Raw genomic sequence first — 26,808 nt, 5'->3', positions numbered from 1 at the left:
CGGGATCAGTATTTTTAAAGTTTTTAAATTAATCTAAAACACTCCAGCCTCTTTTCGGGTTGTTGTTATTCGAAACTTCCTGTTCGTTGACAATGATATTTTCTTTTCGCTGTCCGATATAATCCAGTTCGCTCAGCTTAGAGAAAATCGTTTCAAGGCTTCTCAGCATTTGTTGGATGTACAATAAAGGCTCTCCACAGTTGTGGTGATCATAATTTGTTTCTGCCACGATAGACAGTTGATTAAGTAACGTATGTGGAGCAATCTCACTCCATTCAAGGCTGTAATTAAGCATTTCCTCAAGCTCTGCAGGAATGAGAATCTGGGTCGCATTATAAAGACGTAGCGCCAGTTTTGCAAAAGATTCAATCAAAAATACCGGCGGCTGATAAGGAGTAATATTTCTGAACTGGAAATACATATCTCCAAAGGTATTGATCATGGTATTGCACAAAAACTTTACGTTCTGTGCCAATGCGGTATTCTGATTTTTATGCGAAGCTTTCTGAACAATTTTGAAAGCATATTGCTGAAGATTACCGATAGATCTCGCAAAATTATTATAATAATCAAGTAGCGCCGGATGGCTTTGGATGGAAGTACACGGTGGAATAAAATTAGAATCTACCTGTGCGATGTTTCCTTTTAAGTCTACTTTCCCGATGATCAGGTAATTTCCTCCGGAATAGCTGCTGTTCAGAGAGGTTACGGGAAGAAGTTCAATATGATGATTGGGCTGCGTATTCGGATGACGCGGCGGAATTTCTTCTGGATCAATATCTCCGAATGGCACTTTATCAAAAGGATTTACGGAAATTAAAATATAGTAATCTCCGTCTGCCTGCTCATCATTCATCAGCTTTGCAAGTGATTTGACGCTGACTCTTCTGTCATTTAGCTCAATTCTGTAGCCCGCAAGGGTAACAGCACTGCAATGCTTGATAACGAGCTGTACATCGTTGGTTGCCGTATTATGAACATCAAATATCGTACGGTCAGTAAATTCATTCGATATTGGCAATAATCCGTAATTGTATGTGGTAATGCCTAATGAATTGGAGTCTCTTATATTATCAATCAAAAAGTTATCCTGATCGTTAAGATGTCTCTGGGAAACTTTCATCCCGTCAACCCAATTGATGGCAAAATGCTTAATAGGCTGTATCATATTTAATATTTTTAAAATGGGTGTGTTTGTGTTCTTCGTAGTCCTTCTTCTTCGTGCTGTATTACTCTTTTGCAGATAACAACATCATTTTCTGCGATTCTGTTTTCTGTAATATCCTGGTCAAAATCAATATACTTCCTAAAGCTGAAGAATGATTTTTTAGTGTAAAAAATCCAGTAATAAGGCTCGCTTTCCTGATCAGACAAATGAATTACGGAATTCGGGTTTTTGTGATTATAGTCATCCACAACCCTGTAAAACCAGTCACCGAAAGTCACGCCTGTTGGCAATGTCTTCGCTTTGATTCTGAATCTGTTGGCGTCTTCGAGATTTTTGCTGAGTTCAACATTAAGTACCATCAGTCTGTCGAAATCTGCGCCTTCAAAATCAGGAAGCTTCTGATCCGGCGAATATCTCCAGGTCTTATAAATATCTACAGGAATGCTGATCAATTGTACATAGCAGTAATGGAATACCAACGGAACGAGAAAAGTTAAAATACTTGTGGCCGCCATTATAGGATATCCGGTTCCTTTACTCATCCAGTTGAAGATAAGGTAAAACAGATATCCTCCAAAGCCGATGCACGTTATAGATAATATAGATTCAAACAGGATACTTTTTGTAAGAGAATTAAAATGCTTTTTAAAATATCTGTCTGAGAGGTTTACATGGATGATGCCCAAAATAAGATAAATGATTTGCGCAATAAGGTACCAATACGGATTAAAAAGATTTCCCGCAAAGCCGAAAATCCCCGGAATGGCCAGACACAAACTGCACAACAAAACATAGATGATAATGGTTTTGATCTTTATGGCAGGCTTATTTCTTCTGATAATCCCCAGAATTACCATCATTATAACCGCAAACAAAGGCATCAGAATATACCTTAAAAAGATTCCCTTTACTGAAGAAATTTCCATGTGTCTTTTTTCGAATTAATATTTTTAATTGGTGAAGTAAATATAGTTAAAAATTTTCAGAGGAATGTTGAGTATCCAAGCCTGTTTGCATTTCTTTCATCATCTTCCAAAGCGAAAGAATATTCTTTTTTTTCAGTGATGAAATTTTCTTCAATATCAACACTTACCGGCAGGAAATAATCATACATTGCCTGAAGTACTTTCCGGAACGGACTTCCATTTATATATTTTTTCATTTCCGCATAAGGAATCGGCCCAATGTTGACCACCCAATTTCGTTGCCCGTCCATGTGATTTCCGCTGGGAATATAAGTGACTCCCAATTGTGAATTACCCAACAGCATAGAATCATTTTCCTCTTCAATACCTGCGATGATATTCGGTGCGAAAGTGACCTGCACAGGAATTTGAAGGAAGGCCGTCATGCATCTTTCGAACCAGGCTTTATCACCCCGTATCTGATGAAAAAAGGGCAAAATATAAATGAAAATATAAGCATTCTGCTGATCCATCATTTTAATCAGGGGCCACAGTTCGCTTACTGTATCCAGCAGAGCATCGGTATCGCTGGCAATTTCAAAATCGAATTCTTTAAGAAGAGCACTTATTTCGGTAAAAAATATTTCCAGCTCAAAAGGCTTGAAGAATTTTCGGGCGTCTTCTTCTACTCTTTTCTGCTTACGGATTTCCCGGACAACATTTTCTACATTTTTCCTGGTTGCACCCAGTGAAGGCGGATGGAAAAGTCCTTCCGGAAGATAATCGTAAATACCTTCCCTATATGTTTCTATAGTGAAAACCTCTTCATCGAACCCGAGGTAGTCACTTGTGATGCCCTTAATATCCTTAAGATAAGCACGGTCGTTAATGCCGATCCGTTCGATAAAAATATTGCTTACTGCTCTGTGATATTTCAAGAGATTCACTGCTACAGCTTCCGCTTTGAAGTCTGTCTGCAGTTTATTGTAATGCATTTCTACAATATTATTCTCATACATAGTGTTTGCTGTGATTTTGGCCTGTAAAAATAATATTTCTCAAATTCTTGAAAAAATATTTTACAATTAATTTTATTCTAAAAATAGTAAATAATTGTGATTAAAAGAAGAAAAAAGAAAACAAGGTTGAGGCTAAGGCTAAGATTAAGGCTGAGACTAAGATTAAGGTTGAGGTTGAGGTTGAGGTTGAGAGTTTGTTTAAATTTGGTTAAATGTTACAAAATCATCATTCATTTTTTGACGCAAAGATTTTATTTGAAGACTTAATCTTTTAAGTGAGCAAAGAAGTATCAACAAGTTAATTGACAAAGCTGTGTTTCAAGCTTCGTAGGCATTTTATTTGCTTTTATTTCTAAAAATAATATGTAAAGTTGAATTAGAACTTTACACTATAAATAAAGAATTATTAAATGAATAAATCAGCGTTAAAACCTGACTAAACCTTAGCCTCGGCCTCAACCTTTCCCTTCTCCACTGAAATTAAGATTTGATTAAATTTCCTCAATCCTTCTTTCAACCTTAATCTGAACCTTAAAATTAACCGTATCTTTGCAGCCTGAAAATGTTATTACAATGAAAAGTATGTATTCAAAAATCCTGGTTATGGCGTTCATCGCATCTTCCCTTTATTCATATGCATGGGGATTGACAGGGCACAGAATTATTGCAGAAATTGCGGAGAACCATCTTTCCGGAAAAGCGAGAAGAGAGGTTAGAAAAATCATGGGGAAAGAACGTCTTGCGTACTGGGCCAACTGGCCGGATTTTATTAAATCTGATACTACCGGCGTATGGAAACAGGCTTCTTCATGGCATTATGTAAATATTGACCCTCAGACAGATTTCAAAGTTTTTGAAGAGAAGCTTAAAGCTCAGGCAGGACCAAGCTTGTATACTCAGGTGAATGTTCTTTCCAGTCAGCTTAAAGACGAAAAAACTTCTGAAAAAGACAGAAAAATTGCTTTGATTTTTCTTATCCACATCATGGGAGATCTTGCCCAGCCTTTGCATGTAGGAAGAGCTGAAGATTTAGGAGGGAATAAAATTAACGTCACGTATTTCGGAGAAAAAACAAATTTACATTCTGTATGGGACGGGAAACTGGTGGATTCTCAAAAATACAGTTATACAGAATATGCAAAACTGTTGGACATTAAATCTGATGATGAAGTAAAGCAAATCCAGAAAGGAACACTGGAAGACTGGTTGTATGATTCCCACAAAATTGCCAACAAGATCTATGCACAGACACCGATGGATTCTAAATTGTCTTACGATTATCAGTACAAATTCAACGATACGATGGAAAGACAGCTTTTGTATGGCGGTTTAAGACTTGCAAAATGGTTGAATGATCTTTTTTAAAGAATGAATGGTGAATTGTGAATAGTCAATTTACTTTTACTATTTGTTATAATATATAGGCGGAACTTCGGTTTCGCTTTTTTGTTGAAAAGTATTAGTGAATTGACAATAATCAATAGTGACTCCGATTGGAATTAAATGAGTTGATTTTCAGCGGTATTAAAATCCCTCCTCTGGAGGGGTGGCGAAAATTCTGCAAGAATTTTTGTCGGGGTGGTTTTATAAAGCGAATATGCTACGCAATTGAATGATGAATTCTTTATGATGTCTAGTTGTAATATTTTTTAACCTCTATCCTAGCCCCGATTGAAGTGGAAATCCTTTTTTGAAAAAAAAGATTGCAACGGAAAGCGGGAAAAAGCTTCAAATAAAAAAAATATTGCTTTTCAATTAATAACTCCTTATAAAATAAAACCTGCTATTTATATTGTAAGAGCGATAATTTACAACTAATTTTTCAGATCCGATTTAATTAAATAAAAAATTATTGAAAAGATTGTAACCTTTTTGATATCTCATACGTATAATATATAGAAACTCTTTTTTGAGGAAATAATAAATGAGACAATTAAAAATCACTAAGCAGGTAACCAACAGGGAAACTGCTTCATTAGACAAGTATTTGCAGGAAATTGGTAAAGTGGAACTAATCACTGCGGACGAAGAAGTAGAATTGGCACAAAGGATCCGTGCGGGCGACCGAGCAGCGCTGGAAAAATTAATAAAAGCCAACCTTCGTTTCGTAGTATCGGTATCCAAACAGTACCAAAATCAGGGTCTTTCTTTACCGGATTTGATTAATGAAGGTAATTTGGGACTTATGAAAGCGGCAAAAAGGTACGATGAAACTAGAGGTTTCAAATTTATCTCTTACGCAGTTTGGTGGATCCGTCAGTCGATTTTACAGGCTTTGGCTGAACAGTCGAGAATTGTAAGATTACCATTGAACAAGATCGGATCGATCAACAAGATCAATAAAGCTTACGCTCACCTTGAACAGGAAAACGAAAGACCACCTTCTCCGGAAGAATTGGCTGAAGTTCTTGACATGAGCGAGGAAGATATCAAGGAATCAATGAAAAACTCCGGAAGACATTTGTCTATGGATGCACCTTTGGTAGAAGGTGAAGATTCCAATCTTTATGATGTATTACGTTCAGGAGAATCTCCAAGCCCGGATAAAGATCTGATGCTGGAATCTCTTCAAATCGAAATCGAAAGAGCATTGAATACGCTGACTCCAAGAGAAGCGGATCTTGTAAGATTGTATTTCGGTTTAAACGGGAAACATCCAATGACCTTGGAAGAAATCGGTGAAACTTTCGATCTTACGAGAGAGAGAGTACGTCAGATCAAAGAAAAAGCGATCAAGAGATTGAAACACAATACCAGAAGTAAGATTTTGAAATCTTATTTAGGTAAATAATTTTTAAGTTAAAAATAATAGCGGAGCTTGATTTTTCAGGCTCCGTTTTTTATTTTTAGAAATAAAAAAAGAAACCCAAAACTGAATTTCTTTTTGTATATTTATTAAAGTTATTTATTGTTTTAAAATATGTAAGTAGCAAATAATCTATAACTTATACAGTTTATTTAATCGTAGACTTTACACTTCCGCAAGACAGCATCGATTTTCCATAATAAGGATTAATAATCTTTGATTCATCACTCAGCCAGCTTCCGTCGGCCATCGGGCAATATTGAATGTAAACTGGATTTTGTGATAGCTTAAACTCTTTTGCAAGTACGATCATGTGGTCAGAAAGTTGATGAAAAGTCTGCCTTTGTGACGAGATATTCTTATTGTCTGCAATAGTCTTAGCATCTTTTCGAAGAATATTTAATTCCTTTTCAGGAACAATTTTACTGTTGATTTTAGAAGATGTTTCGACAAATTCTGAAGCCGCTTTTGACGTTTTAACAGCATCATCAGAAGCCAGAGCAGATTTGATAGCAATATAATGGTGATACAATTCTGAAACCTGAGCATCTTTTTTAGTTTGTGCTGATATCGAAATTATTGAGAATACAGAAATTACTGCCGTAATAATATACTTTTTCATTTAAACGGATATAAAATTATTTTAACACACAAATTTAAAAATATATGTGATATTGTTGTTATAAAATTTTGGAAGGTTGTTACAGAATCAAAAAGAACCTCTGAATATCCAGAAGTTCTTTTATTATTTATTTAATTTTAAATTCAAGCTTTACATTAAAGAATCGTCCTGTAAGACGTACCGGAACAGGATACATAAAATTCGTATTTGCATCAGTAATCCACTGGTTGGCTACCGTATTTCTGATGTTAAATGCATTAAAAACCTGTACGCCTAAAGTCAGCTCATCAAAATTACCCCAGAATCCATATCCTCCTTTCCTTTCCTTAGGATCTATAAATGCATATGACAATCCAAGGTCTACCCTTTTGTACGAAGGTAATGTTTTCTGATATTGATAAGGATCTGTAAGCACCGGTGCACCTGTCGGAAGCCCCATCGCATAGGTTAAGGTAAGGTTGACACGCATTTGCGGAAATGCCGGCATATAATCCTGATAGAACATCGCGAATCTGAACCGCTGATCGGTCGGTCTAGGGATATTCCCTTTATCATCAATGTTTTCGTATACTCTTGCATAACTCGCCGACAGCCAGGAATCTATACCCGGAACAAATTCCCCGAAGAGTCTTGTGTCAATTCCATATGCATATCCGGAAGCATTGTTTTTACCAGTATAGCGGATTCTGACATTATCCATATAATACGGAATAAGGTCATTCATCTTCTTATAATAAAGTTCTGTCGTCAGCTTAAAAGGACGGTCATACATATAAAATTCGTAGTCATTGGCCAAGATAGCCTGAATGGATCGCTGAGATTTTATAGAGGAATTGAAATTTCCATCAAGATCTTTTATTTCTTTATAAAAAGGTGCCTGATAATAAACTCCTCCCGAAAGTCTGAACAACATATCTGTATCCCAATCCGGCTTGATGGCAAACTGAGCCCTTGGTGAAAAAATAGTTTCATTATTAAAGCTCCAGTGGGCAACTCTCGCTCCGGCATTTACGAAAACTTTACTGCTGCCCCAGAAAAACTTCTGAGAATATTGAGCATAAGCAGAAAATCGTGTCGGCTGTATATGGTTTTTGCCTGCAATGTTGTACATCAGCCTAAGATCTTCAGCGTCCCGTGGAACTATAAATTCCTCATGGGGAAGACTGTATCCTGCGGAATCCACCAGTTTCCATTCATTGGTAAGATCCTTTAAATTTTCTTTTTCATATTTAAATCCAAGTTCAATATCGGTATTGATGTTTGGTGAAAAACGTGTCCTAAACTGTGCTCCGTAAGTTTTTACATATAAATCGTTTCTTGCATGTTCTATCTGGCCTCCTGAATCATATGAAGTAACGGGAGCACCGGTTACCGGATCAAAAGTTTCTAAAGAATACCTGGAATTTATAGTATAATACTCTCGTTCACGATTCTGATAAGCAAAAGCATCAAGGGTAAAACGCCATTTATCCGACGGTTTAAAGTTCATTGATGCTGTTCCCATCATATTCTTATACTTATCGTCTTCGCGCCCGATGTATCCTACATTCAGTTTAAGCGGCTGCAAAAGACTTCCGAAATCAACTTCTCTTGTTTTCGGAATCATTTCGTAGTCATTATTTGAATAATATCCTATAAATGACAACGTTAATTTCGGGCTAAAATGATAGTTGAGATACGTCTGAAAATCCATATATTTTGGATTAAAATCTGTATCCTCTTTTAACGTGTTGAGAACAAGGTTTGTGTTTCTGTATCTCCCGGAAAATAAAGCAGTAAGTTTTCTATTGTCATCTTTATCTTTGCCTGCTGCAAATCCGGTGGTAAGTCTTCCGCCAATCAAGCTGCCTTCTCCCGAAAGCTCGAATTTTTCAGGTTCCCGATAGTAGATATTTAATGCTGAAGACATTTTATCGCCGTATCTCGGTTCAAAACCTCCGGCAGAGAAATTCACGGTGGAAACCATATCCGGATTAATGATGCTCAAACCTTCCTGCTGGGAATTCCTGATCAGGAAAGGTCTGTAGATTTCAATATCATTAATGTAAATCAGGTTTTCGTCATAGTTTCCGCCACGAACCATATACTGTGAAGAAAGCTCCGTATTGGAGTTAACGGAAGGTAAGGTTTTAATAATTCCTTCAATACCTCCGGAAATGCTCGCTACATTCTGAGCATCTTTAGCTGAAATTTTCACAGTGGTAAGATCATTGGTTCTTCCTGTCACTTTTTTCTGAAATACCACTTCTTCAATAGTGGCGGTTTTCATTGTATCCTTCTTTTTTCTTACCTGGGAGAATACTAATGCAGGAACCATAAGGCTCAATGGTAAAACTAGTTTTTTCAAAAGAAATGTTTTAGAATTTCAAACGTGAATATATAAATTTTATTTTAACTTATTTAAACTTTATTAACATTTGTTAAGATAACTGCAAAACGTTTAATAAGAATAAAAGAATAAATTAAAGGATTGCCTCTCTTACTCTGGTTAATTTTTGCAACAGATCTTCCAGGAGATCAAGTCTCAGCATATTAGCGCCATCGGATAAAGCGGTTTCCGGAGTAGGGTGTGTTTCTATGAAAATTCCGTCTGCTCCTACGGCGATTCCGGCTTTAGCAACGGTTTCGATAAGATCCGGGCGGCCTCCTGTAACGCCTGAGCTCTGATTGGGCTGCTGTAAAGAATGGGTCACATCAAGAATCACCGGAGCATAATTTCTCATGGTTGGAATACCCCTGTAATCTACGATTAAATCGGTATATCCGAATGAATTTCCTCTTTCGATGATGGCAACTTTCTCATTATTGGAATCAGTAATTTTCTGAACGGCAAACTTCATGGATTCCGGAGAAAGAAATTGTCCTTTCTTTAAAGTCACACATTTTCCAGTTTCTGCAGCAGCTACCAGAAGATCGGTCTGACGAACGAGAAATGCAGGAATCTGCAATACATCCACATATTGTGCAGCAAGGGCTGCATGCTCATTCTCATGGATATCCGTTGTGGTAGGAATATTGAAGGTCTCTCCTACTTTTTTAAGGATTTCAAGAGATTTTTCCTCACCGATCGTGGTAAACGAATCTACCCTGCTTCGGTTGGCTTTCTTAAAACTTCCTTTAAAGATATAAGGAATATTGTATTTATTAGTCAGTTCAACTACCTTTTCGGCGATTTTAAGTGCCATATCTTCACCTTCGATGATACAAGGTCCTGCAATCAGAAAAAAGTTTTTGGAATCTTTGTGATGAATATTATCTAAATACTGGATCATTTTATAATTAATTAAAGTTCAGTAAAAATACTGAGAAAGTTTCAGAATCAGAAATTATTTATGGTAAATGCTGAAGTACTGTTCATAGTTAAAAATCGATCCTGAAACTTCAGGTAAAAAAGTTGCGCACCTTTTGACTAAAACCTAGGCAGCTTTTGATCAAAACCTAAGCACCTTTTAGGTAAAACCTGCGCAGGTTTTTTATAATACTTCCGCATCCTCATATGGTAAAATTATTTATCAATGAATTAATGCTTCAAGCGAAGGGCCTGTTTAAATTTATAATGTATTTTTAACATTAAGGAATTAAGTCCTTTTAGCTTTAAAACTTAATAAAATTAATTTATTGATTCCTTAACTTGAATAAGTCTAACTCGCTAAAATTCTTAATGTTAAATTGAAGAATAAACAAAGTTTATTTAGTTTAGAAAAATTAAGGGAGAAACTATAAAAATTTATTTAGTAAAATTTAAATAGGCTCTTAGTATTCAATTTTTAATTGAAAAAGAATATTTATAAATGCCTACTTATCGTATGTAAATTTTGAGCACACCGTTCATTATGGTCGGATTTTTGAATAGTAATCAGTACTTTTTATTTATCAAATCACTAAAATATAAAATTATGTCAACAGAAAATCTTACACATCATGACGCTGTAAAAAAAATTAAGGATTTATCGGAAAGTGCAAAAATCTGTATGTTCTGTACGGAACTGGAAACACTTCCTATCAATTCAAGACCGATGACCCTACAGGAAACCGACGATGAAGGGAATCTTTGGTTCATCAGCAGCGATACAAGCAACAAAAATTTTGAAATTAAAGATGATAAAAGAGTCCAGCTGTTTTTTATGAACAATGGAGACTATCAGTATCTTTCGGTATTCGGGGATGCTACAATCTATAAAGACCGCTCAACCATTGAAGATAAATGGTCACCAATGGCGAAAGCATGGTTTGAGGACGGAAAAGATGATCCAAATGTTTCCATCATCCGTGTGGAACCAAGAGAATCTTATTATTGGGATACAAAAGTGGGCAAACTGGTAAGTCTTGTAAATTTTGTCACAGCAGCCGTTACCGGAAATACGACCGACAATTCTGACGGTGTAGAAGGTAAAGCTAAAATTTAAAGATCTTCAGATAAAAATTTGGTAGACTGTCCGAAAGTTTGGACAGTCTCTTTTTTTCTACCGTAAATGAACAAAGTAATCTTCCTGCTCCGAGGAGCAATATCTGTGTAGCATAAAATGTAAATGGGATAATTGCAAGCACGCCATAGGTGTGCTATTATTAGATAGAACTCCTATGGAGTTCCGGTATTACAAGCAACCGGTAAAGTTCTACACAGATCTTGCTCCTCCCGAGGAAATTAAAAATATACTTCACTCTTTATGCTGTAAAATTATTATTAAAATAAAACTCAAAAGAGGCTGTCCAACTTTTTTGGACAGCCTCTTTTTTTCTGCCAGAAATGAACAAAGTAATCTTCATGCTCCGTAGGAGCAATATCTGTGTAGCAGAAAAAGCAATAGGATAATCGCAAGCACGCCGTAGGTGTGCTATTATAAGATAGAACTCCTACGGAGTTCCGGTATTACAAGCCACTGATAAAGTTCTACACAGATCTTGCTCCTCCCGAGCAAATTAAAAATATACTTCACTCTTTATGCTGTAAAATTATTATTAAAATAAAACTCAAAAGAGACTGCCAGAAAAGTTTGGACAGCCTCTTTTATGGTATAAACTCAAATGGTACTAAGGTGTCTCATGGTGAGGCATATCTACAGGTTTAGATTCCGGAGAGCCTTTTTCCCGAAGCCAGATGGAAAGAATTACCAGAGATGCAACGGCGAGAAATTCGCTTTGCCAGTTCTGAAAAGACTCAAACCAGAAACGGGATTCTGTGATATACTGTGATGCACTGATCGTGGGTTTTTCTTTTGAGATCTGCTCTTCATTATAATCCTTCAGACTTCCGTAGAAATGAAGGGAAAAACTGAGGATGAACAGGATCGCAAAAGCTATTGATAAAGAATGTTTATAAATGGTAAGCCATATTCCCCCTTTTTTTACGGGCCAGGGTGCATCAGGATGAGGAATCGGTTCTTTGTCGACATCTTCTTCCTCTTCCAATGATTTTGATTCACTGGAACCTTTCTGACGAAGCGAAACCGTTAATAACACATATAGCATCATCTGCAGAAATTCACTTTCCCAGTTTTCAAATGTTGCCTGAATAAAATGCCCGCTGTGAATGTATTGTCCAAGACTTAATGCCGGACTTCCATTTTCCATAAGTTCTTTATTGTCGGTTTTCCAGCCTGTAAAAAACTGTGCCGCAAGACAGGAAATCATGAAAATAATCAGAACAATACTTAAACTGTTTCGATATAAATACCCTTTTTTAGACATAATTTTTAAAATTAAATTGCAGAATCGGTATCCACACGCGGAAGATCTCTGACGGTAGGCCCGGTAAGAAGTTTCCCATTAACATTAAAACGTGATCCGTGGCACGGGCAGTCCCAGCTGAGCTCTGCACTGTTCCACCGTACTTCACACTTTGCATGCGGACAGGTGCTTTTTACGAGATGTATTTTCCCGTTGGATTCTTTATATAAAGCGTAGGATTCGCCTTCATATTTTACCACTTTTGCTTCTCCTTCTTTCACTTCCGTAAGTGAATTGATTTTTTCAGCAAAAAGTTTGTCTTTGATAAAATCGTAGGCTACGACTGCATTTTCTTTCACAAAATCGGCAAAGCCCGCAATCGGCTTGATTCGTGACGGGCTGAAGGTATCTTCATATTTACTGCTTCCTGTAATGATCAGATCAGATAAAATCTGCGAAGAGATGGTTCCGAATATCATTCCGTTTCCTCTGAAACCTGTTGCCGTAAATATTTTACCGTCACTTCCGGGAAGCTTACCGATATACGGAAATCCGTCTGCAGGTTCGTAATATTGACTTGACCAGCTGTAATAAACTGTTTCTACATCAAAATATTTTCTGACATAATTTTCAAGCCTTGAGAAGCATTCTCCTGTATCTTCTTCATGACCGGTTTTATGGTCTTCACCGCCGGCAATCAAAAGTTTCTGTCCGTCAATTTCCTGGACCCTGTAATAATGATAAGGATCGATGAGATCATATCCCAGGCCTTCCGGATATTTTCCGTCTTTCAGACTGAACGCCAGAGCATAGCTTCTGTAAGGTGCGTTGGTGATATGCAGAATGCTCAAACCGGGAGGGATATGGGTAGCATAAACAACATTTTTAGCTTTAATTTCTCCTCCTGACGTTTTCAGGATGACATGGTTTTCATGTTCATCATGGCTTTCACTACGGCAATCTTCTATGATAACACCACCAAGGCCAATAAAAGCTTCACATAAACCTTTAATATATTTTACAGGATGAAACTGAGCCTGATCCGGAATACGCACCGCCTCCTTGAACGGAATCGGAAATGGAATTTCTTCCACATACGTCATCTCGTGACCTACTTCAGAGGCTCCTTCTACAATATCTTTCAGCTGCTTCTGCTGTTTTTCATCCAAGGCAAAAAGATAGCCTGTTTTTCTTTCGAAATCACAATCAATACCGAATTGTTGAATATTGTTTTCTATGATACCGATGGCTTCCCGACCTGCATTTGCAAGGAGTTTTGCGTTATCTAGACCAAAATCATCAATTGCTTCTTTAAAGGTGGTATCGAAAAAATCATTAAGGTGTGCGGTTGTTCCGCCGGTTGTTCCGAAACCGATATTGGCAGCTTCCAGAAGGATGCATCTTTTACCTGCCTGTTGTAGTTTTAGGGCAGTAGAAACGCCGGTGATCCCACCACCAACTATTGCTACATCATATAGCTGGTGGAGGTCGGCTTCCGAGGAAAATTTCCTGATTTCTTCCTGCCATATACTTTTTCTTGCGCCGTCTCTGTACATGACTTAGAATTTTAGTTAAACTTACTTGATCTGCAGCGTATCACTTTCCGTTGTTCCGGTTTTGTTCTGGCTGCTGTCGTACTTATTTTTGGGTTCGTCTTCCTCAACGCCGCATCTGCAGGATGAGAATACGAAAAGGCTTAAAATCCCCAAAACCAAAGTGGCTGTTTTCATAATCATTGTTTATTGTTTTTTTTTTATTTATCCGTTCACGACAATTCCGCCGTTGGGATGAAGAACCTGCCCGGTAATCTGGGCTGCATCATCACTCGCAAGGAATAGGAAGCTGGTTGCTACTTCTTCCGGAGTTGCATTTCTTTCAAAAGGTGGCTTGTTCGGATCATCTTCTTCCTCACCAAAAGTCTCTTTCGTCAATGGTGTTGCTACAGGGCCGGGTGCTACTGCATTTACGCGAATTCCTTTAGGCTTTGCCTGTAATGCCAATGACCGGGTGAAAGTAACAATTGCCCCTTTTGTTGCCGAATAATCCAGCAGCTCGGGATGTCCCTGATAGGCAGTTGCCGATGTTGTATTTATTATAGAGCTTCCTTCTTTCAGGTAAGGGAAAACGATTTTCGTAAGGAGAATCATCCCAATAATATTAGAATTGAAGGTTGTCCTGATATTTTCTTCTTCCAGATCAAGGATATTATCAGCAGGGAACTGTACGCCGGCATTATTCACCAATATGTCAATACCGCCGAATTCAGATACAACTTTCTTTGTTGTTTCTTCGCAGAACTGATAGTCATTAACATCTCCCTGAAATATGGAGACTTTTCTTCCCAGGCTTTCAATTTCTGATTTTGTTTTTTCCGCATCCTTATCATCGGAATAATAAATGATTGCAATATTTGCACCTTCTTTTGCAAAAAGTACGGCGACCGCTTTGCCGATTCCGCTGTCTGCTCCTGTGATCAGTACAGTCTTATTTTCTAATTTCAAATTCCCCATAAAAATCTATTTTTCATTTACCGGTTTTTGCATTTCTGCCATTCTGTGTGCAGCCATACTGTCTGTTGCGATATTCGACATGGCTACGGTCAGTTTATTTTTTAATCCTGAAACCACTTTATCATCTCCATTCATTAAAGCATTGTATCCGTCAATCGCCACTTCTTCGGGTGAAGAAAGGTTGTCTTTATCCTCCAGGATTTTGCTTTCGTTCATGTCGGCTTTGTTAAAGAAATCGGTGTCGGTAGGTCCCGGGAGAAGTGCCGTTACGGTAATTCCGGTATCTTTAAGCTCTTCACGTATCGCTTCAGACCAGGATAAGATAAATGCTTTTGTCCCGTGATACACCGAATGCCAAGGGCCGGGTGCTTTACTTGCAATAGAAGCAAGATTCAGGATTTTCCCTGATCCTTTGGGTAAACGGTCTTTTAAAAACATTTTTGTCAGGATAATGACAGAAACAATATTTAAATTAACAATATCAACTTCTCTGTGAATATCCGTATCCTGAAACTTTCCGTATACGCCCTGTCCTGCATCATTTACAAGGATGGAAGGACTGATTCCGTTGAGTTTCAGTTCAGAATATAAAGCGTAAGCGTCTTCCTCAATAAAGAGATTCTTGGCAATGGTAATTACATTAATTCCGTAAATCTTGAATTCGTCTGCCTTTATTTTCAGTTCGTCATGATTCCGGGCCACCATAACAAGATCATATCCATTCTTTGCAAACTGTTTTGCAAGCTCATAACCGATACCGCTGGTTGCTCCCGTAATCAGCGCATATTCATTTTTTTTATTCATCATCTTACTTTAAAATTAATAATTGATTAATTTCACTTTTAAAGCATCCCAGAATAAATTCCGTGTAATAAAGCTGGGCATTTAATGCCTGCGTTTTAGGATGCAGTTCCAGTTTTTTCGTCAAAACGATTTCCCCTTTGTAAGAGAATGAAAAGAATGCAAAAATTTTATATGAAGAATTGCGTATTGGTGTACAATAACCGGTTGTAGCGATTGACCAGTCGGATTCGAAAAGCTTTGCCACGTTCAGGGCCATTGTTTCCGCAATATTTTCTGACACACAGTCGCATTCTTCTGCTTCGTGTGCATCAACATTCAGTAATTTTACTTTTTCCTGCAATGTATAGGCTGTAAGTCCGCCTTTGTAGAACATTGAGGCATTCGGCATCTGCGAAAATGCTAGCTGTAAACAGCCTGATGTAACGCTTTCTGCTACTGAAATGGTTTCATCTGTAGTCATTAGAGACTGGCTGATGTATTCCAGAAGATTTTTTTGAAATTCCATAATTCTGATATTTATGTGTTTGTGTGTATTTTTTTTAGAGGCCTGAAGCCTTCCACGGATCAAGAACAACCTTTACACATCCGTCCTGTTTCTTATCGAAGATTTCATAACCTTTAGAAACATCTTCAAGAGAGAGACGATGGGTAATAATGTCATTCAGCTGTACCCTGCCGCTCTGTACATGATCCAGCAATTCATCAATGATTGCGTGAACATTGCACTGTCCGGCCTTTATAGTAATTCCTTTATCAAAAATCTGTCCAAGTTTGAAATTATCATAGTTTACAGGATAAACTCCAAGGACAGAAACAATTCCGCCTCTTCTTACAGCGCTCATACAGGCTTCCAGAACTTTAATGGAACCTTTCTCAAAATTGATCACAGCTTTCGCACGGTCTAGAAGGTTTCTGTCCGGTTCAAAGCCTACAGCATCGATACAAAGGTCTGCTCCTCTGCCGTCTGTCATATCCCTTATCCGGTCAATAACATCCTGACCATCTTCCCATAAAATGGTATCGCAGCCGGTGAGATTTTTAATCTGATCAAGCCGGTATTGCTGAGTATCTACGACAATTACTTTTTTTGCTTTATGCAGGATAGCTGATTTTGCCGACATAGAACCTACAGGCCCGGCACCGAAAATGGCAACTGTTTCGCCTCCTTTTAATTCACCCCACATTACTCCTGTGTATCCGGTAGGGAAAATATCGGTAAGGAAAAGAACCTGCTCATCGGTAAGATTATCCGGAACTTTCCGCGGACCGAAATGTGCGTAGGGAACTCTGACATACTGTGCCTGGCCGCCGTCATAACCTCCGTAAAGATCTGAATAGCCAAAAAGTGCTCCTCCTTTATCGGCAAGAATTCCGCCTTCCGGGCCGTAATGTTCGGGATTACTGTGTTCGCAGGCTGTCGGAAGGTCGTGCTGACAGAAATAGCAGCTTCCACAGGAAATCGGGAACGGAACAACTACCCTGTCTCCTACTTTGAGGTTGGTGATATGCTGTCCCACTTCCTCAACAATTCCCATGAATTCATGTCCCATCACCATAGGCCTTACCTGGGGAATTCCTCCTGAATACATATGCAGGTCGCTTCCGCAGATAGCTGTTGACGTGACTTTCAGAATAATGTCTTTTGATTCTTTGATGATCGGATCGTCGACAGTATCACATTTGATAAGGCCGGGCCCGTGGATAACTGCTGCTTTCATAATTTAATATTTAGCGGTTGGTGTGAAGGTGTTATTTAATTCTGGGTATTTCGTTCCAGTTCAAGATCCCAGACTCTGTGATTGGCAATAGCCTTAATGAACTTACCGGAAGGATCTTCATCTTCGGCAATAACGATAGCCGGATCAATGTGACTTTTCATGCTTACGTTACTGTTCATATAAAGTGGCTCTGTTCCTTCTCCGAAGTAAATAGCCTTACAGTGTTTGTACGCTTCGTTGACAAAATTTAATGCATGAGGTTTATTTTCCGGAGTGAGAAGTTCTTTCGTTGAGTTTTCTCCTGCCGCGATATAAAGTGCATCAAAAGAAACACTGGCATTGCTCGTTAAAGAATGTTTCGGAGTCAGTAAAGATCCGTCATCAGTCTTTACCGGAGCCATACTTGTTCCGATGATTTCCACAACTGCATTTTCTGCTTCCAGTTTGGTTTTTAAATCGTTAACAGATCCTGCATCTGCGCCATTTGCCATAATGAAACCTATTTTTCTGCCCATAATAGTATCTTTAACAGTATTCTGCATGCTTAGCGCTTCCGAGATTTTAATGTCAGGTTCTCTTTCTTCACTTTGTAGTGTTGACGGATCTACATCCGCCGGAATGCTTTGATTTGGGAAATTGAGCTCTTTCACTTCAACGCCTAATTTTCCTGCAACTTTCGAGGCGAGATCTTTATCTACAAAGGCCAGCTGGCTTACCATTCTTTCTCTGATCTCGGGTATCGTAACTTTAGAAAGTTCAAAAATCAATGCATTCTGAAGATGCATTTTTTCCGGAGCAGACTGGCTGTTGTAGAACAATTTGGCCTGAGAATAATGATCGACAAAACTCTTGCTTCGTTCTCTTACTTTGGCTCCCGAAACTCTTGATTCCTGGGATACAAAACCTCCTTCTTTCATCATTGCCTGGAAAGGACATCCTCCACCGATAGAATTCGGTTCGTAACTTACTTTTCCTTTGGCAATCTGTTGTCTCATGTATCCGTCTCTCTGGTTGTTGTGAACGGTTTTTACAGATCGGTTGATCGGGATTTCATGGAAATTCGGACCTCCAAGTCTTATTAGTTGCGTATCAGTATAGGAAAATAGTCTTCCCTGCAGTAACGGGTCATTTGTGAAATCGATTCCGGGAACAATATGTCCGGGATGGAAAGCGATCTGCTCTGTTTCTGCGAAAAAGTTTTCCGGGTTTTTATTTAATGTTAAAGTTCCGATAAGCTGCACCGGTACAACTTCTTCAGGAACAATTTTTGTTGGGTCGAGAAGATCAAAATCATATTTAAATTCATCTTCTTCAGGAATCAGCTGCACGCCGAAATCCCATTCCGGGAACATTCCGTTTTCAATGGATTCCCAAAGATCTCTTTTATGAAAATCAGGATCTACTCCTGAAATTCTCTGTGCTTCATCCCAGGCAACCGAATGTACACCCAATTTTGGTTTGAAATGGAATTTAACAAAATGAGCTTTTCCTTCATCGTTAATTAATTTAAAGGAATGTACCCCGAATCCTTCCATTCTTGAAAAGCTTCTTGGGATTGCCCTGTCGCTCATCAGCCACATGATCATATGCATGCTTTCAGGCATCAGAGATATAAAGTCCCAAAATGTATCGTGAGCAGACTGTGCCTGCGGTATTTCGTTGTGAGGTTCAGGTTTTACAGCGTGAACAAGATCAGGGAATTTAATGGCATCCTGAATGAAAAATACAGGAATATTGTTGGCCACCAAGTCATAATTACCTTCGTCTGTATAGAATTTTACGGCAAATCCGCGGACGTCTCTTGCGAGATCTGTACTTCCTCTGTTTCCGGCAACAGTTGAAAATCTTACAAAAACAGGTGTTTCTTTACCTACTTCCGACAAAAAATTTGCTCTTGTATATTCTGCAAGACTTTTAGTTAATTTAAATACACCATGTGCGCCGGAGCCACGGGCGTGTACTACCCTTTCAGGAATTCTTTCGTGATCAAAATGTGTAATTTTTTCTCTGAGAATAAAATCTTCAAGCAAGGTAGGACCTCTGTCTCCTGCTTTCAGTGAATCCTGATTGTTGTTGATTTTCAGTCCCTGATTGGTTGTTAGTTTTTCATTCTCATTTGAAGTCATGTGAGATTCCAGCTGGTTCAGTTTTTCATTTGTTGGTTCATTGCTTTTCATAATTCTTATTATTTTGTGGTATTTGATTTTGCTTTAAAAGCAGTTGGGATGCTTTTAATGAGTAATGTACAGTGATTATATTAAAAGCCACATAGAAGCTCTACATGGCTTTATATTTTAAAATTAATCTTCCTGTTCTGCATCAAAATTGATGTAGGTTTCAGCGATTTCTGTCAGATCATAATCTGTATCTTCTTCCTCCTGTAATGTTTTTTCGAGAAGATCGGCTGCTTTATCGTGTCCCATGGTGATGGCCAATTGCGCCAGTCCGCCGTAGGTTGCAATTTCATAATGCTCAACCTTTTGTGCAGCTATAATCAAAGCGGCATCACGTGTCATAGAACCTTCTTCTGTAGACTTTATGATTTCTTCACCTTCTTCGATGATTCCTTTAATAGCTTTACATTCTTTTTTCTCAGGAGTTTCATTGATGAGCTTGAAAACTTTTTCAAGTCTGCTCACATGTTTCTGAGTCTGAAGCTGATGGTCTTCAAATGCTTCTTTCAGCTCTTCTGTAGTAGCAGCTTCCTGCATTTTTCCTAATGCTTCAATGATTGCGTTTTCTGCATAGTAAATATCTTTAAGAGCAGAAACAAAAAATTTATGCAAAGGGGAATTGTTCATCTCGTTTTTGTCTACTGTAGCATTATCAACCGATGCTGTTTTTTTTGATGTGCCGGTTGCAGATGTAGATGAGGTACCTGTACCTGTTGTACTGTTGTCTTTATTATCTAATGTTTTCGTTGCCATAATGTGAAGTGGTGTTTGGTTTTTTATAAAAGATTACCCCTTTACTTAAAACAATAAAGAGGTAATCGTGGAAAAAGAATTATGAATTATTACGTCTGCCTCCAAATCCGGATCTGCCGGAACCTGAAGATCTTCCGCCTCCATGGGATGCCTGTCCGCCCATACGAGCAATTCTCGTACGTTCAGACTTGCTCATTGATGCAAAGCCTCTTCTTGATGTTCCTGAACCAGAACCAGAATTGGAACCTCGACCTGAACCGCCGTTATTTCCTGATCTGGAGCCGCCTCTGCTGCTACCTGATCCTGATCTTCCTGAATTTGAATTTGAGCCAGAACCTGATCCTGAAGATCTTCCACCTCCGTTTCTGCTTCCTCTCGGTCTTCCCGGATTATCATGTCTGTGATCATAGTTGTCACTGTTTGAATTGGATGATCCTCTCGATGACCTGCCTCTTCCGCCAGATCTTGATCCCCCGGATCCTCCTGAGTTTCTTCCTCTTCCTGAGCCGGAGTTTGAACCTGAACCACGTCCGGATCCTGATCCTCCACGGGAACTTCCTCTGCCACCTCCGGAAGTAAATCTTCCCTGGCTGTCTCTCTGCTGGTTTCCGTTACTTGATCTTCCTCTGCCTCTTCCTCTATTATCATCTTCGTCGTCATCGTAGTCTTCATCGTCATCATCATAATCATCGTCGTCGTAATCGTCATAATCTTCATCATCATAGTCGTCATAGTCTTCCTCTTCATCGTCATAGTCTTCATCAAAGTAATCTTCATACTCTGAGAAGTCGTCATCATATTCTTCGTCCTGTGACGCATCGTTATAACCGTGGTCATAACCTAATTGATAAATTTCTTCAAGATTGCTTGATGAATCTGAGTTTCCTCTGGAACTACGATTTCTTGAATTTCTAGTGTTCATAACTGAATTTTTTATATTAATATTATAGTGATGGTATTGCCGGCCGTGACTAGTATTAGACAGCAATGGTTTTTTGGTTAATTTGCATTGAACATAAAAGCTAAAAGAGCTTAACATGTACCTCTTGAGGAGGTTTTAAGAAATATGGATGAATTAATTAACTCAAATTTACGTTAGAATATATCACCAGTTTATGACCCAAATCATGTTGGAAGGCATTAATATAAAATTTTCCGGTCTTTTATTTTAAGTTTGCCTTCTCTTTCCATTTTTTTGAGAGTCCTTATTACGGTTTCAACTCTCAGTCCTGTAAGATTGGCAATCTGCTGACGTGTAAGTTCTACAGGAAAGCACTGTTCACAGTCACCGTTATGATAACTTTTTAAATAATTGAGTAAGCCTTCCAGGCGGATAACAGGATTTTGGGAAGACATATTCTGAAGCATGATGGCCTTAAAGTATAACCTCTGGGAGAGACAGGCATTCATTTCAAGAGAAATTTGGGGATTGTTTTGTAAGAGCTCAAGAAAATTATTTTTGGGAAGCCTTATCAGTTCAGTTGCGGTAAGGCATATGGCATTCATTACATAAAATTTTTCGATAAAAAGCAATGAATCGCCGAAGCTTTGATTTTCACCTATGATGTTATGGATAAATTCTTTTCCTTCCTCATTATAGCTGTTCAGCTTGATTTTACCTTTTATAATCTGGTAATAATAGGCTGCATGATCGCCTTCTCTGTATATGATTTCATCTTGCTTATAAGATTTCTTCTCGGCTCCGAATTTGTAAAGAATTTCGGGATCGATATTCATACAGCTGATCGTTTTCATTTTTACAGTTATTTTAGAGTTAAAAAGATCGTAAAAAATCAGTATTGAAGCCCAAGCTCAATATAAGATTTTACGATCTTTAATTCTTACTATTTTTTCTTTCTCCATAACTTTTATAGTTCTGATCGCCGTTTCCACACGGAGACCTGTAAGACTTGCCATCTGTTGCCTGGTCAGCGGAATCATAAATGAATATGGAGACTGTTCTTTCTGAAAGCTTTTCAAATAATCCATCAATGCTTTAAGCTTGGCAGTCGGATTCTGAGAGGACAAGTTTTGTGCCATTATTAATTTAAAATAAAGCCTCTGAGAAAGGATTTTATTCATGTTAAAAGATATTTCGGGATAAAGCTTCATAAGATCAAGAAAAATGGTTTTAGGAAGTCTTAAAACGGTACATTTTGTAATAGCAACGGCATTTACAGGATAAAGCTTGTCGATGAAAAGTAAAGATTCGCCTATGCTTTGTCCATCTTCTAACAGTGTCTGTATGATCTCTTTTCCATCGTCACTGTAATTATTAAGCTTTGCTTCTCCGTTAACAATCTGGTAATAGAATTTTGGAACGTCTCCCTCACTGAAGATAATTTCAGAGGGTTGATAATGTCTGGTAATTGCTCCTACAGAATGCAGAACTTCTTCTTTAATAACCATATCAGTTGTTTTTTAGATGTTTTTATTTTTTAAGCACTCCTAGTAGAAAATAGAATTGGCAGCCTATCATTTATATGCAAATTTCGCACCTTTTTAAGATTAATAACCAGACTGTAATTGATGTATAGTGACTATAAATCAATAAGTAAGAAAAATTATTGTGCTAATAGATGCAGAACTTTTATAAAAAAAATATCCCGTTTCTCAAAGATAAACGGGTTAAAAAATTTATCAGAATTATATTTTTTTGATTTGCTGCTTTTCAGTCAGCAAGGTTTGAATTTTTTATATGGAGCATCAACAGCGTATAGAAAATTGCTGATGTCTGTTTAGGTTGGAATACGGAAATTTCATAATATTATATTTAGTGGTGTGTTCACCAAAGATAGATAATATTATGCTACTAATATATGATCACAGTCATACTTAAAAAAGCCGTTCAGATTTCTCCCTATTTACTGTCGGGAACGAAATTTTTCCTCGCAAGCTCCTTTCTCACACGGCTAAGGCTTTCCGGAGTAATTCCAAGATAGGATGCAATCATCCATTGTGGAACCCTTAACAAGAGATCAGGATACATTTTGATGAATTTCATGTAGCGTTCCTCCGCAGTTTCTCCTAGTAAAGAATTGATCCTGTCCTGCAGGCTTTTAATATGTTTCTGCAAAAGAATATCACTTTTTTCAAGACTGTTTGGAAACTCACCGATCAGCTTATTAATAAAATCAGGATGCAGAAGCAGAACTTCAGAATCTTCCACGGCTTCTATATAGTAAATGGATTTTTCGTTAAAATAAAGGCTGCTTCGATCCGAAATAAGCCAGCTTTCCGGAGCAAACTGAATGATATGCTCCTTTCCGTTTTTGTCGATAGAATACATCTTAAGAAGTCCTTTTTCAACAAAATAAATGTACCTGCAAATTTCGCCGTACTGCAAAAGAAACTGATTTTTCTGAATTTTCTTTACTTCATAATGCAGGCTGCACATGTTTACTTTATCAACCGGAACATCCAGAACTTTGGATAAATAATTATTGATATTCTTCATTATACGATTTGGTCTGCCGAAATATGTTGGTGAGATGCATTATTGATTACCTTTCCGTTTTCAATAACCAAAAACTGCGGGCTTTCATGTCGTGTTTCCAGATCTTCAGCAATTTTATTTGAAATTGCTCGGTAAGCAAGCAAATCCAGAAAATATAATTCAGGCTTGTGAGGCAGGCTTTGGATTTCTTTTTCAAAATTCCTTAATACCGTCTTGCTGATAAAGCAGCTTGTGGAATGCTTAAAAATTCCAATTTTCTGAGTGAAGGAACTTTCAATTGCTTTTTTCAGATCTTCCTCAGATTCTATATATTTCCAGATCGGACTTTTTTCAGAATCTTCTTCTTTTCCTCCGAATATTTTGTCAAAAAAACTCATACGCCAAATTGTTTTAGATGATGATGAAGATGTTTGTATTCCAGAAATCCCCAGTCTTTACTTTTCATTTTACCAAAAAGAACATGATGATCCGGGAGGTTTTCATTTTTAAAGCAGACCCGATACTCTTCAAGTGTTCTTAAAAGGCTTTCCTTTTCTTCTTCAAAATCACACTCAAAATTAATAATAAGTTTTTGAAAAGTCGGCATGTTTCGGGGAATTCCGTTATTAAAAACCTGAATCTCCCATTTGGTTATAATTCCGATTACTGCAAAGAGACGATTAATTTCAGGAAGCTCAATCTTTCTGAGAGGCACCTGAAGAACGTGATTACAATGTCTCATCATCTGACAGACATCCATTTTTCCCCATCTTGGTTTTGAATGTTGCCGTAAATTGTGAATTCTGTTTATAACCTCTTCAAAAAAAACCGGATTGTGAAGACTTTTTTTCACCAGCCTTTTTCTTTCTTAAGATTTTCTATATGAGCAAAATGATGATTGCAATGCCAGACATAAATGGCAAGACAATGTCTGAGATCGTAGTTCTTATTGTGCTCGGGATGATGGAATGTTCTTTCAAACTGTTTATTCGTCATGCTTTTCAATAATACTGTCCATCGTTGATGAGTTCCTTTGATCATCCTCATTGCAGGTTTTACAGGCATATTCTGGCTGTCCTGAAGTTCCGCCCATTTTGCTTCGTCATAAGGTTTTATTGTAGGATTGTCTTCCGTTAAAGCCAATTTAAAACGGGTAAAGCTGTTGATATGGCTGTCTGCAATATGATTTACGAGCTGGCGTACTGTCCAGCCGCCTTCTCTGTATTGAGTGTCAAGCTGATCATCTGAGAAATCTTCAATTAGATTTTTCAGTCTTCCGGGAAAATCTTTGATGACTTTTATATATTCGTCCAATTTAATATCACAGATATTTTCAGGCTCCTCAAACCTGCCTATCGGATACTTTTTTTGTTCTATAGTGTTCATTTTTATTTTTAAAAGATTTTCATAAATGTCTATTTGTCCGATAAATGTTATCTGGTCAATTTTTTGAATATTAGTTTTTGTAAATTTATCAAAAATTCGAGAATATTAAATATGAAAAAAGCGTTAATAATCGTAGATGTACAGAATGATTTTTGTGAAGGCGGAGCATTGGCTGTTCCGGGTGCAAATGAGGTAATCCCATACATCAATGCATTAATGGATGAAAACGAATACGATCAGATTGTTTTGACTCAGGACTGGCATCCTGCTAATCATAAAAGTTTTGCCAGCAATAATGGCAGAAAAGTCGGTGAAAGTATCATTTTAAATGGTGTCCCACAGTTTATGTGGCCGGATCACTGTATTCAAGGAACTTTCGGTGCTGAGTTTCACAAAGATCTGAACAGAGATAAAGTAACTCATATCATTCAGAAAGGGAAAAATGTTGAAATTGACAGCTACAGTGGTTTCCAGGACAATAATCATTTTATGAAAACCGGATTGGATGATTTTCTGAAATACCACGATATTCAGTTATTGGAAATTGTAGGTCTTGCAATGGATTATTGTGTGAAATTTACCTGTATTGATGCGGTAAACAGCGGATATATCACCTGCCTTCATTTCAATGGAACAAAAGCTGTAAATGTAAAGCCGGATAATGGCAGAGACGCCATTTATGAAATTATTCAGAAAGGAGTAACCGTTCTTGGTTAGGATTAAATTTTATCAGGATTTTAAGCATAAAAAAACCGAAACTTAAATGTTCCGGTTTTTTATTGATTTATTTTGGCTGCTTTGCCTGAAGTTCAGCTTCTTTAGCTTTCATTTCATTGTATTTAGCCGTATTTTTTGTCGTATTATAGACGTCTTTCATTACCTGAACAGCGGTAATATCATTTGGCATTGCCTGCAGCCATTTTTCTCCGTATGGTATAGATTTATTGAATCTTTCTTTTCTTGCTTCAATAAGTTTGGTTGCTTCGTCCGGCTTTGTCTTTCTTAATGCATTAATTTCACTGACAGCTTTTTCATCATCACCAATTACCGTGTAAACTAAATTCTGGTAAGCATTCGCAAAATCAGGTTTCAGCTCAATAGCTTTTTGGAAAGAAGTGACCGCTTCATTTGCTGTTTCCGGATTTTTAGACTGAAGAACCCCAAGATTGTACCAGTTGGTCGCATCATTAGGATTTTTTGCTAACTGCTCCTTCAGGTTTTGCATAAATTTATCCGTATTTCCGGAAGCATATAATGCACTTCCCTGATATTCCTTTAGTTTAGCATTGTTAGGGAATTTTGCAAGTCCTTTTTCAATAATCGCCAAAGCTTCGTCATTTTTCTTTGCATTCAACAAAAGAGTTGATAATGTTTCGTAAAGATCAGCTTCTACGCTTGGAGACTGCTCTGTTTTGAAATCAGAGTAATCTTTTGAAGAAGTTTTCTTTAAAAGTTCCCAGGTATTTTTGTCGTAGCTTATAACCTGTCCTGTTTTGTTCTCTTTTGCAGTATAAGTTGTTTCAACGCCAGTGTATCCTGAATTGATAAGGTCTGTATATATTTTTGTTGCCTGAGGAATATCGTTTGCCAATGCATAATTTAAACCTGCATAATACATATATACTTTATTATCCTGTCCGCTCGTTTTTAGTAAGTTATAAACTTCCATAAACTTAGGGGCTGCTGCAGCATAGTTTTTCGCGTTGTACGCATCCATTGCTACTTTGTTGGCTTCTTGTAGCTGAGCGTTTACATCGCCTTTTTGTCCGAAAACCAAAGCTGATGCTACGATAGCCATACCTAAAATTAGCTTTTTCATAATCACTATTTTATATTAGTT

At 37.7% G+C, this 26,808-nt stretch carries 27 protein-coding genes; 4 read left to right on the top strand and 23 right to left on the bottom strand.

From position 1 onward, the window contains the following. Positions 1 to 28: 28 nt before the first annotated feature. The 3 genes from AC3WV0_RS03350 to AC3WV0_RS03340 are packed head-to-tail and all read right to left on the bottom strand — an operon-like array spanning position 29 to position 3,092. On the bottom strand, positions 29 to 1,168 hold the full coding sequence (locus AC3WV0_RS03350; RefSeq protein ID WP_488843989.1) for a hypothetical protein: 1,140 nt from the start codon (positions 1,166 to 1,168) through the stop codon (positions 29 to 31). Between the two features lie 11 nt (positions 1,169 to 1,179). Beyond that, positions 1,180 to 2,094 (bottom strand): TssN family type VI secretion system protein, encoded by a 915-nt coding sequence (locus AC3WV0_RS03345; protein WP_089999225.1) that lies wholly within the window; start codon positions 2,092 to 2,094, stop codon positions 1,180 to 1,182. 56 nt (positions 2,095 to 2,150) lie between these two features. Further along, positions 2,151 to 3,092, bottom strand: a complete 942-nt coding sequence (locus tag AC3WV0_RS03340) for a type VI secretion system baseplate subunit TssG (protein ID WP_488843985.1) — start codon at positions 3,090 to 3,092, stop codon at positions 2,151 to 2,153. Positions 3,093 to 3,665: 573 nt separating this feature from the next. Between AC3WV0_RS03340 and AC3WV0_RS03335 the strand changes: the two genes are divergently transcribed. Both AC3WV0_RS03335 and AC3WV0_RS03330 read left to right on the top strand, forming a co-directional pair. Further along, complete coding sequence (locus AC3WV0_RS03335) at positions 3,666 to 4,457, top strand: S1/P1 nuclease (RefSeq protein ID WP_488843983.1); 792 nt, start codon at positions 3,666 to 3,668, stop codon at positions 4,455 to 4,457. Between the two features lie 559 nt (positions 4,458 to 5,016). Beyond that, complete coding sequence (locus AC3WV0_RS03330; protein ID WP_002979276.1) at positions 5,017 to 5,883, top strand: sigma-70 family RNA polymerase sigma factor; 867 nt, start codon at positions 5,017 to 5,019, stop codon at positions 5,881 to 5,883. Between the two features lie 163 nt (positions 5,884 to 6,046). Here the strand turns inward: AC3WV0_RS03330 and AC3WV0_RS03325 are convergent, their stop codons facing one another. From AC3WV0_RS03325 to kdsA, 3 genes are all read right to left on the bottom strand, one after another. Next, positions 6,047 to 6,520: a DUF3347 domain-containing protein gene (locus AC3WV0_RS03325; protein ID WP_488843981.1), complete on the bottom strand. Its 474-nt coding sequence runs from the start codon at positions 6,518 to 6,520 to the stop codon at positions 6,047 to 6,049. A gap of 127 nt (positions 6,521 to 6,647) precedes the next feature. Further along, a complete protein-coding gene (locus AC3WV0_RS03320; protein ID WP_488843979.1) occupies positions 6,648 to 8,867 on the bottom strand; it encodes a TonB-dependent receptor plug domain-containing protein in 2,220 nt (739 codons plus the stop codon). A gap of 115 nt (positions 8,868 to 8,982) precedes the next feature. Then, positions 8,983 to 9,792 carry a 3-deoxy-8-phosphooctulonate synthase gene (gene kdsA, locus AC3WV0_RS03315; RefSeq protein ID WP_488843978.1) on the bottom strand — a complete coding sequence of 270 codons (810 nt, stop codon included), beginning with the start codon at positions 9,790 to 9,792 and terminating at the stop codon, positions 8,983 to 8,985. A gap of 624 nt (positions 9,793 to 10,416) precedes the next feature. Here kdsA and AC3WV0_RS03310 point away from each other — a divergent pair. Then, entirely contained in the window at positions 10,417 to 10,926 is a 510-nt protein-coding gene (locus AC3WV0_RS03310) for a pyridoxamine 5'-phosphate oxidase family protein (protein ID WP_089999288.1), read from the top strand. Positions 10,927 to 11,551: 625 nt separating this feature from the next. Here AC3WV0_RS03310 and AC3WV0_RS03305 read toward each other — a convergent pair. The 16 genes from AC3WV0_RS03305 to AC3WV0_RS03230 all read right to left on the bottom strand — a co-directional run bounded on the left by AC3WV0_RS03305 (position 11,552) and on the right by AC3WV0_RS03230 (position 24,968). Continuing rightward, entirely contained in the window at positions 11,552 to 12,208 is a 657-nt protein-coding gene (locus tag AC3WV0_RS03305; protein ID WP_488843976.1) for a DUF6766 family protein, read from the bottom strand. Positions 12,209 to 12,219: 11 nt separating this feature from the next. Then, positions 12,220 to 13,743: an FAD-dependent oxidoreductase gene (locus AC3WV0_RS03300; RefSeq protein WP_488843974.1), complete on the bottom strand. Its 1,524-nt coding sequence runs from the start codon at positions 13,741 to 13,743 to the stop codon at positions 12,220 to 12,222. Between the two features lie 21 nt (positions 13,744 to 13,764). Next, complete coding sequence (locus AC3WV0_RS03295) at positions 13,765 to 13,917, bottom strand: hypothetical protein (protein WP_488843972.1); 153 nt, start codon at positions 13,915 to 13,917, stop codon at positions 13,765 to 13,767. Positions 13,918 to 13,944: 27 nt separating this feature from the next. After that, positions 13,945 to 14,697 (bottom strand): SDR family oxidoreductase, encoded by a 753-nt coding sequence (locus AC3WV0_RS03290; protein ID WP_488843970.1) that lies wholly within the window; start codon positions 14,695 to 14,697, stop codon positions 13,945 to 13,947. A 6-nt stretch (positions 14,698 to 14,703) separates the two neighbouring features. After that, positions 14,704 to 15,504 carry an SDR family NAD(P)-dependent oxidoreductase gene (locus tag AC3WV0_RS03285; RefSeq protein ID WP_488843968.1) on the bottom strand — a complete coding sequence of 267 codons (801 nt, stop codon included), beginning with the start codon at positions 15,502 to 15,504 and terminating at the stop codon, positions 14,704 to 14,706. Between the two features lies 1 nt (position 15,505). After that, complete coding sequence (locus tag AC3WV0_RS03280) at positions 15,506 to 16,006, bottom strand: CinA family protein (RefSeq protein WP_488843966.1); 501 nt, start codon at positions 16,004 to 16,006, stop codon at positions 15,506 to 15,508. Between the two features lie 34 nt (positions 16,007 to 16,040). Continuing rightward, positions 16,041 to 17,219 carry a zinc-dependent alcohol dehydrogenase gene (locus AC3WV0_RS03275; RefSeq protein ID WP_488843964.1) on the bottom strand — a complete coding sequence of 393 codons (1,179 nt, stop codon included), beginning with the start codon at positions 17,217 to 17,219 and terminating at the stop codon, positions 16,041 to 16,043. Positions 17,220 to 17,254: 35 nt separating this feature from the next. After that, complete coding sequence (locus tag AC3WV0_RS03270) at positions 17,255 to 19,396, bottom strand: catalase (RefSeq protein ID WP_488843963.1); 2,142 nt, start codon at positions 19,394 to 19,396, stop codon at positions 17,255 to 17,257. A gap of 123 nt (positions 19,397 to 19,519) precedes the next feature. Beyond that, the gene (locus tag AC3WV0_RS03265) at positions 19,520 to 20,146 is read right to left on the bottom strand and encodes a ferritin-like domain-containing protein (protein ID WP_488843961.1); all 627 of its coding nucleotides are present in this window, start codon (positions 20,144 to 20,146) and stop codon (positions 19,520 to 19,522) included. Between the two features lie 79 nt (positions 20,147 to 20,225). Continuing rightward, positions 20,226 to 21,068 carry a hypothetical protein gene (locus AC3WV0_RS03260; protein WP_488843959.1) on the bottom strand — a complete coding sequence of 281 codons (843 nt, stop codon included), beginning with the start codon at positions 21,066 to 21,068 and terminating at the stop codon, positions 20,226 to 20,228. Positions 21,069 to 21,286: 218 nt separating this feature from the next. After that, positions 21,287 to 21,901 carry a Crp/Fnr family transcriptional regulator gene (locus tag AC3WV0_RS03255; RefSeq protein ID WP_488843957.1) on the bottom strand — a complete coding sequence of 205 codons (615 nt, stop codon included), beginning with the start codon at positions 21,899 to 21,901 and terminating at the stop codon, positions 21,287 to 21,289. Between the two features lie 57 nt (positions 21,902 to 21,958). Further along, complete coding sequence (locus AC3WV0_RS03250; protein WP_488843955.1) at positions 21,959 to 22,555, bottom strand: Crp/Fnr family transcriptional regulator; 597 nt, start codon at positions 22,553 to 22,555, stop codon at positions 21,959 to 21,961. Positions 22,556 to 23,006: 451 nt separating this feature from the next. Beyond that, on the bottom strand, positions 23,007 to 23,603 hold the full coding sequence (locus tag AC3WV0_RS03245) for a Crp/Fnr family transcriptional regulator (RefSeq protein ID WP_089999207.1): 597 nt from the start codon (positions 23,601 to 23,603) through the stop codon (positions 23,007 to 23,009). Beyond that, positions 23,603 to 23,980: a bacillithiol system redox-active protein YtxJ gene (gene ytxJ / locus AC3WV0_RS03240; protein WP_488843953.1), complete on the bottom strand. Its 378-nt coding sequence runs from the start codon at positions 23,978 to 23,980 to the stop codon at positions 23,603 to 23,605. The genes AC3WV0_RS03245 and ytxJ overlap by 1 nt, the downstream gene beginning before the upstream one ends. Next, entirely contained in the window at positions 23,977 to 24,435 is a 459-nt protein-coding gene (locus AC3WV0_RS03235) for a DUF1569 domain-containing protein (RefSeq protein ID WP_488843951.1), read from the bottom strand. The genes ytxJ and AC3WV0_RS03235 overlap by 4 nt, the downstream gene beginning before the upstream one ends. Next, a complete protein-coding gene (locus AC3WV0_RS03230) occupies positions 24,432 to 24,968 on the bottom strand; it encodes a YfiT family bacillithiol transferase (RefSeq protein ID WP_488843949.1) in 537 nt (178 codons plus the stop codon). Before AC3WV0_RS03230 ends, AC3WV0_RS03235 begins: the two co-directional genes overlap by 4 nt. A 111-nt stretch (positions 24,969 to 25,079) precedes the next feature. Here AC3WV0_RS03230 and pncA point away from each other — a divergent pair, with 111 nt between their 5' ends. Continuing rightward, entirely contained in the window at positions 25,080 to 25,685 is a 606-nt protein-coding gene (gene pncA / locus AC3WV0_RS03225; protein WP_488843947.1) for a bifunctional nicotinamidase/pyrazinamidase, read from the top strand. Positions 25,686 to 25,752: 67 nt separating this feature from the next. Here pncA and AC3WV0_RS03220 read toward each other — a convergent pair whose 3' ends face one another. Continuing rightward, positions 25,753 to 26,787, bottom strand: a complete 1,035-nt coding sequence (locus AC3WV0_RS03220; RefSeq protein WP_488843946.1) for a tetratricopeptide repeat protein — start codon at positions 26,785 to 26,787, stop codon at positions 25,753 to 25,755. Positions 26,788 to 26,808 lie beyond the last annotated feature (21 nt).

The organism is Chryseobacterium sp. 27AL (assembly GCF_057815395.1).
The sequence above is the reverse complement of the archived record's forward strand: the minus strand, read 5'-3'. Positions and strand labels throughout refer to the sequence as shown.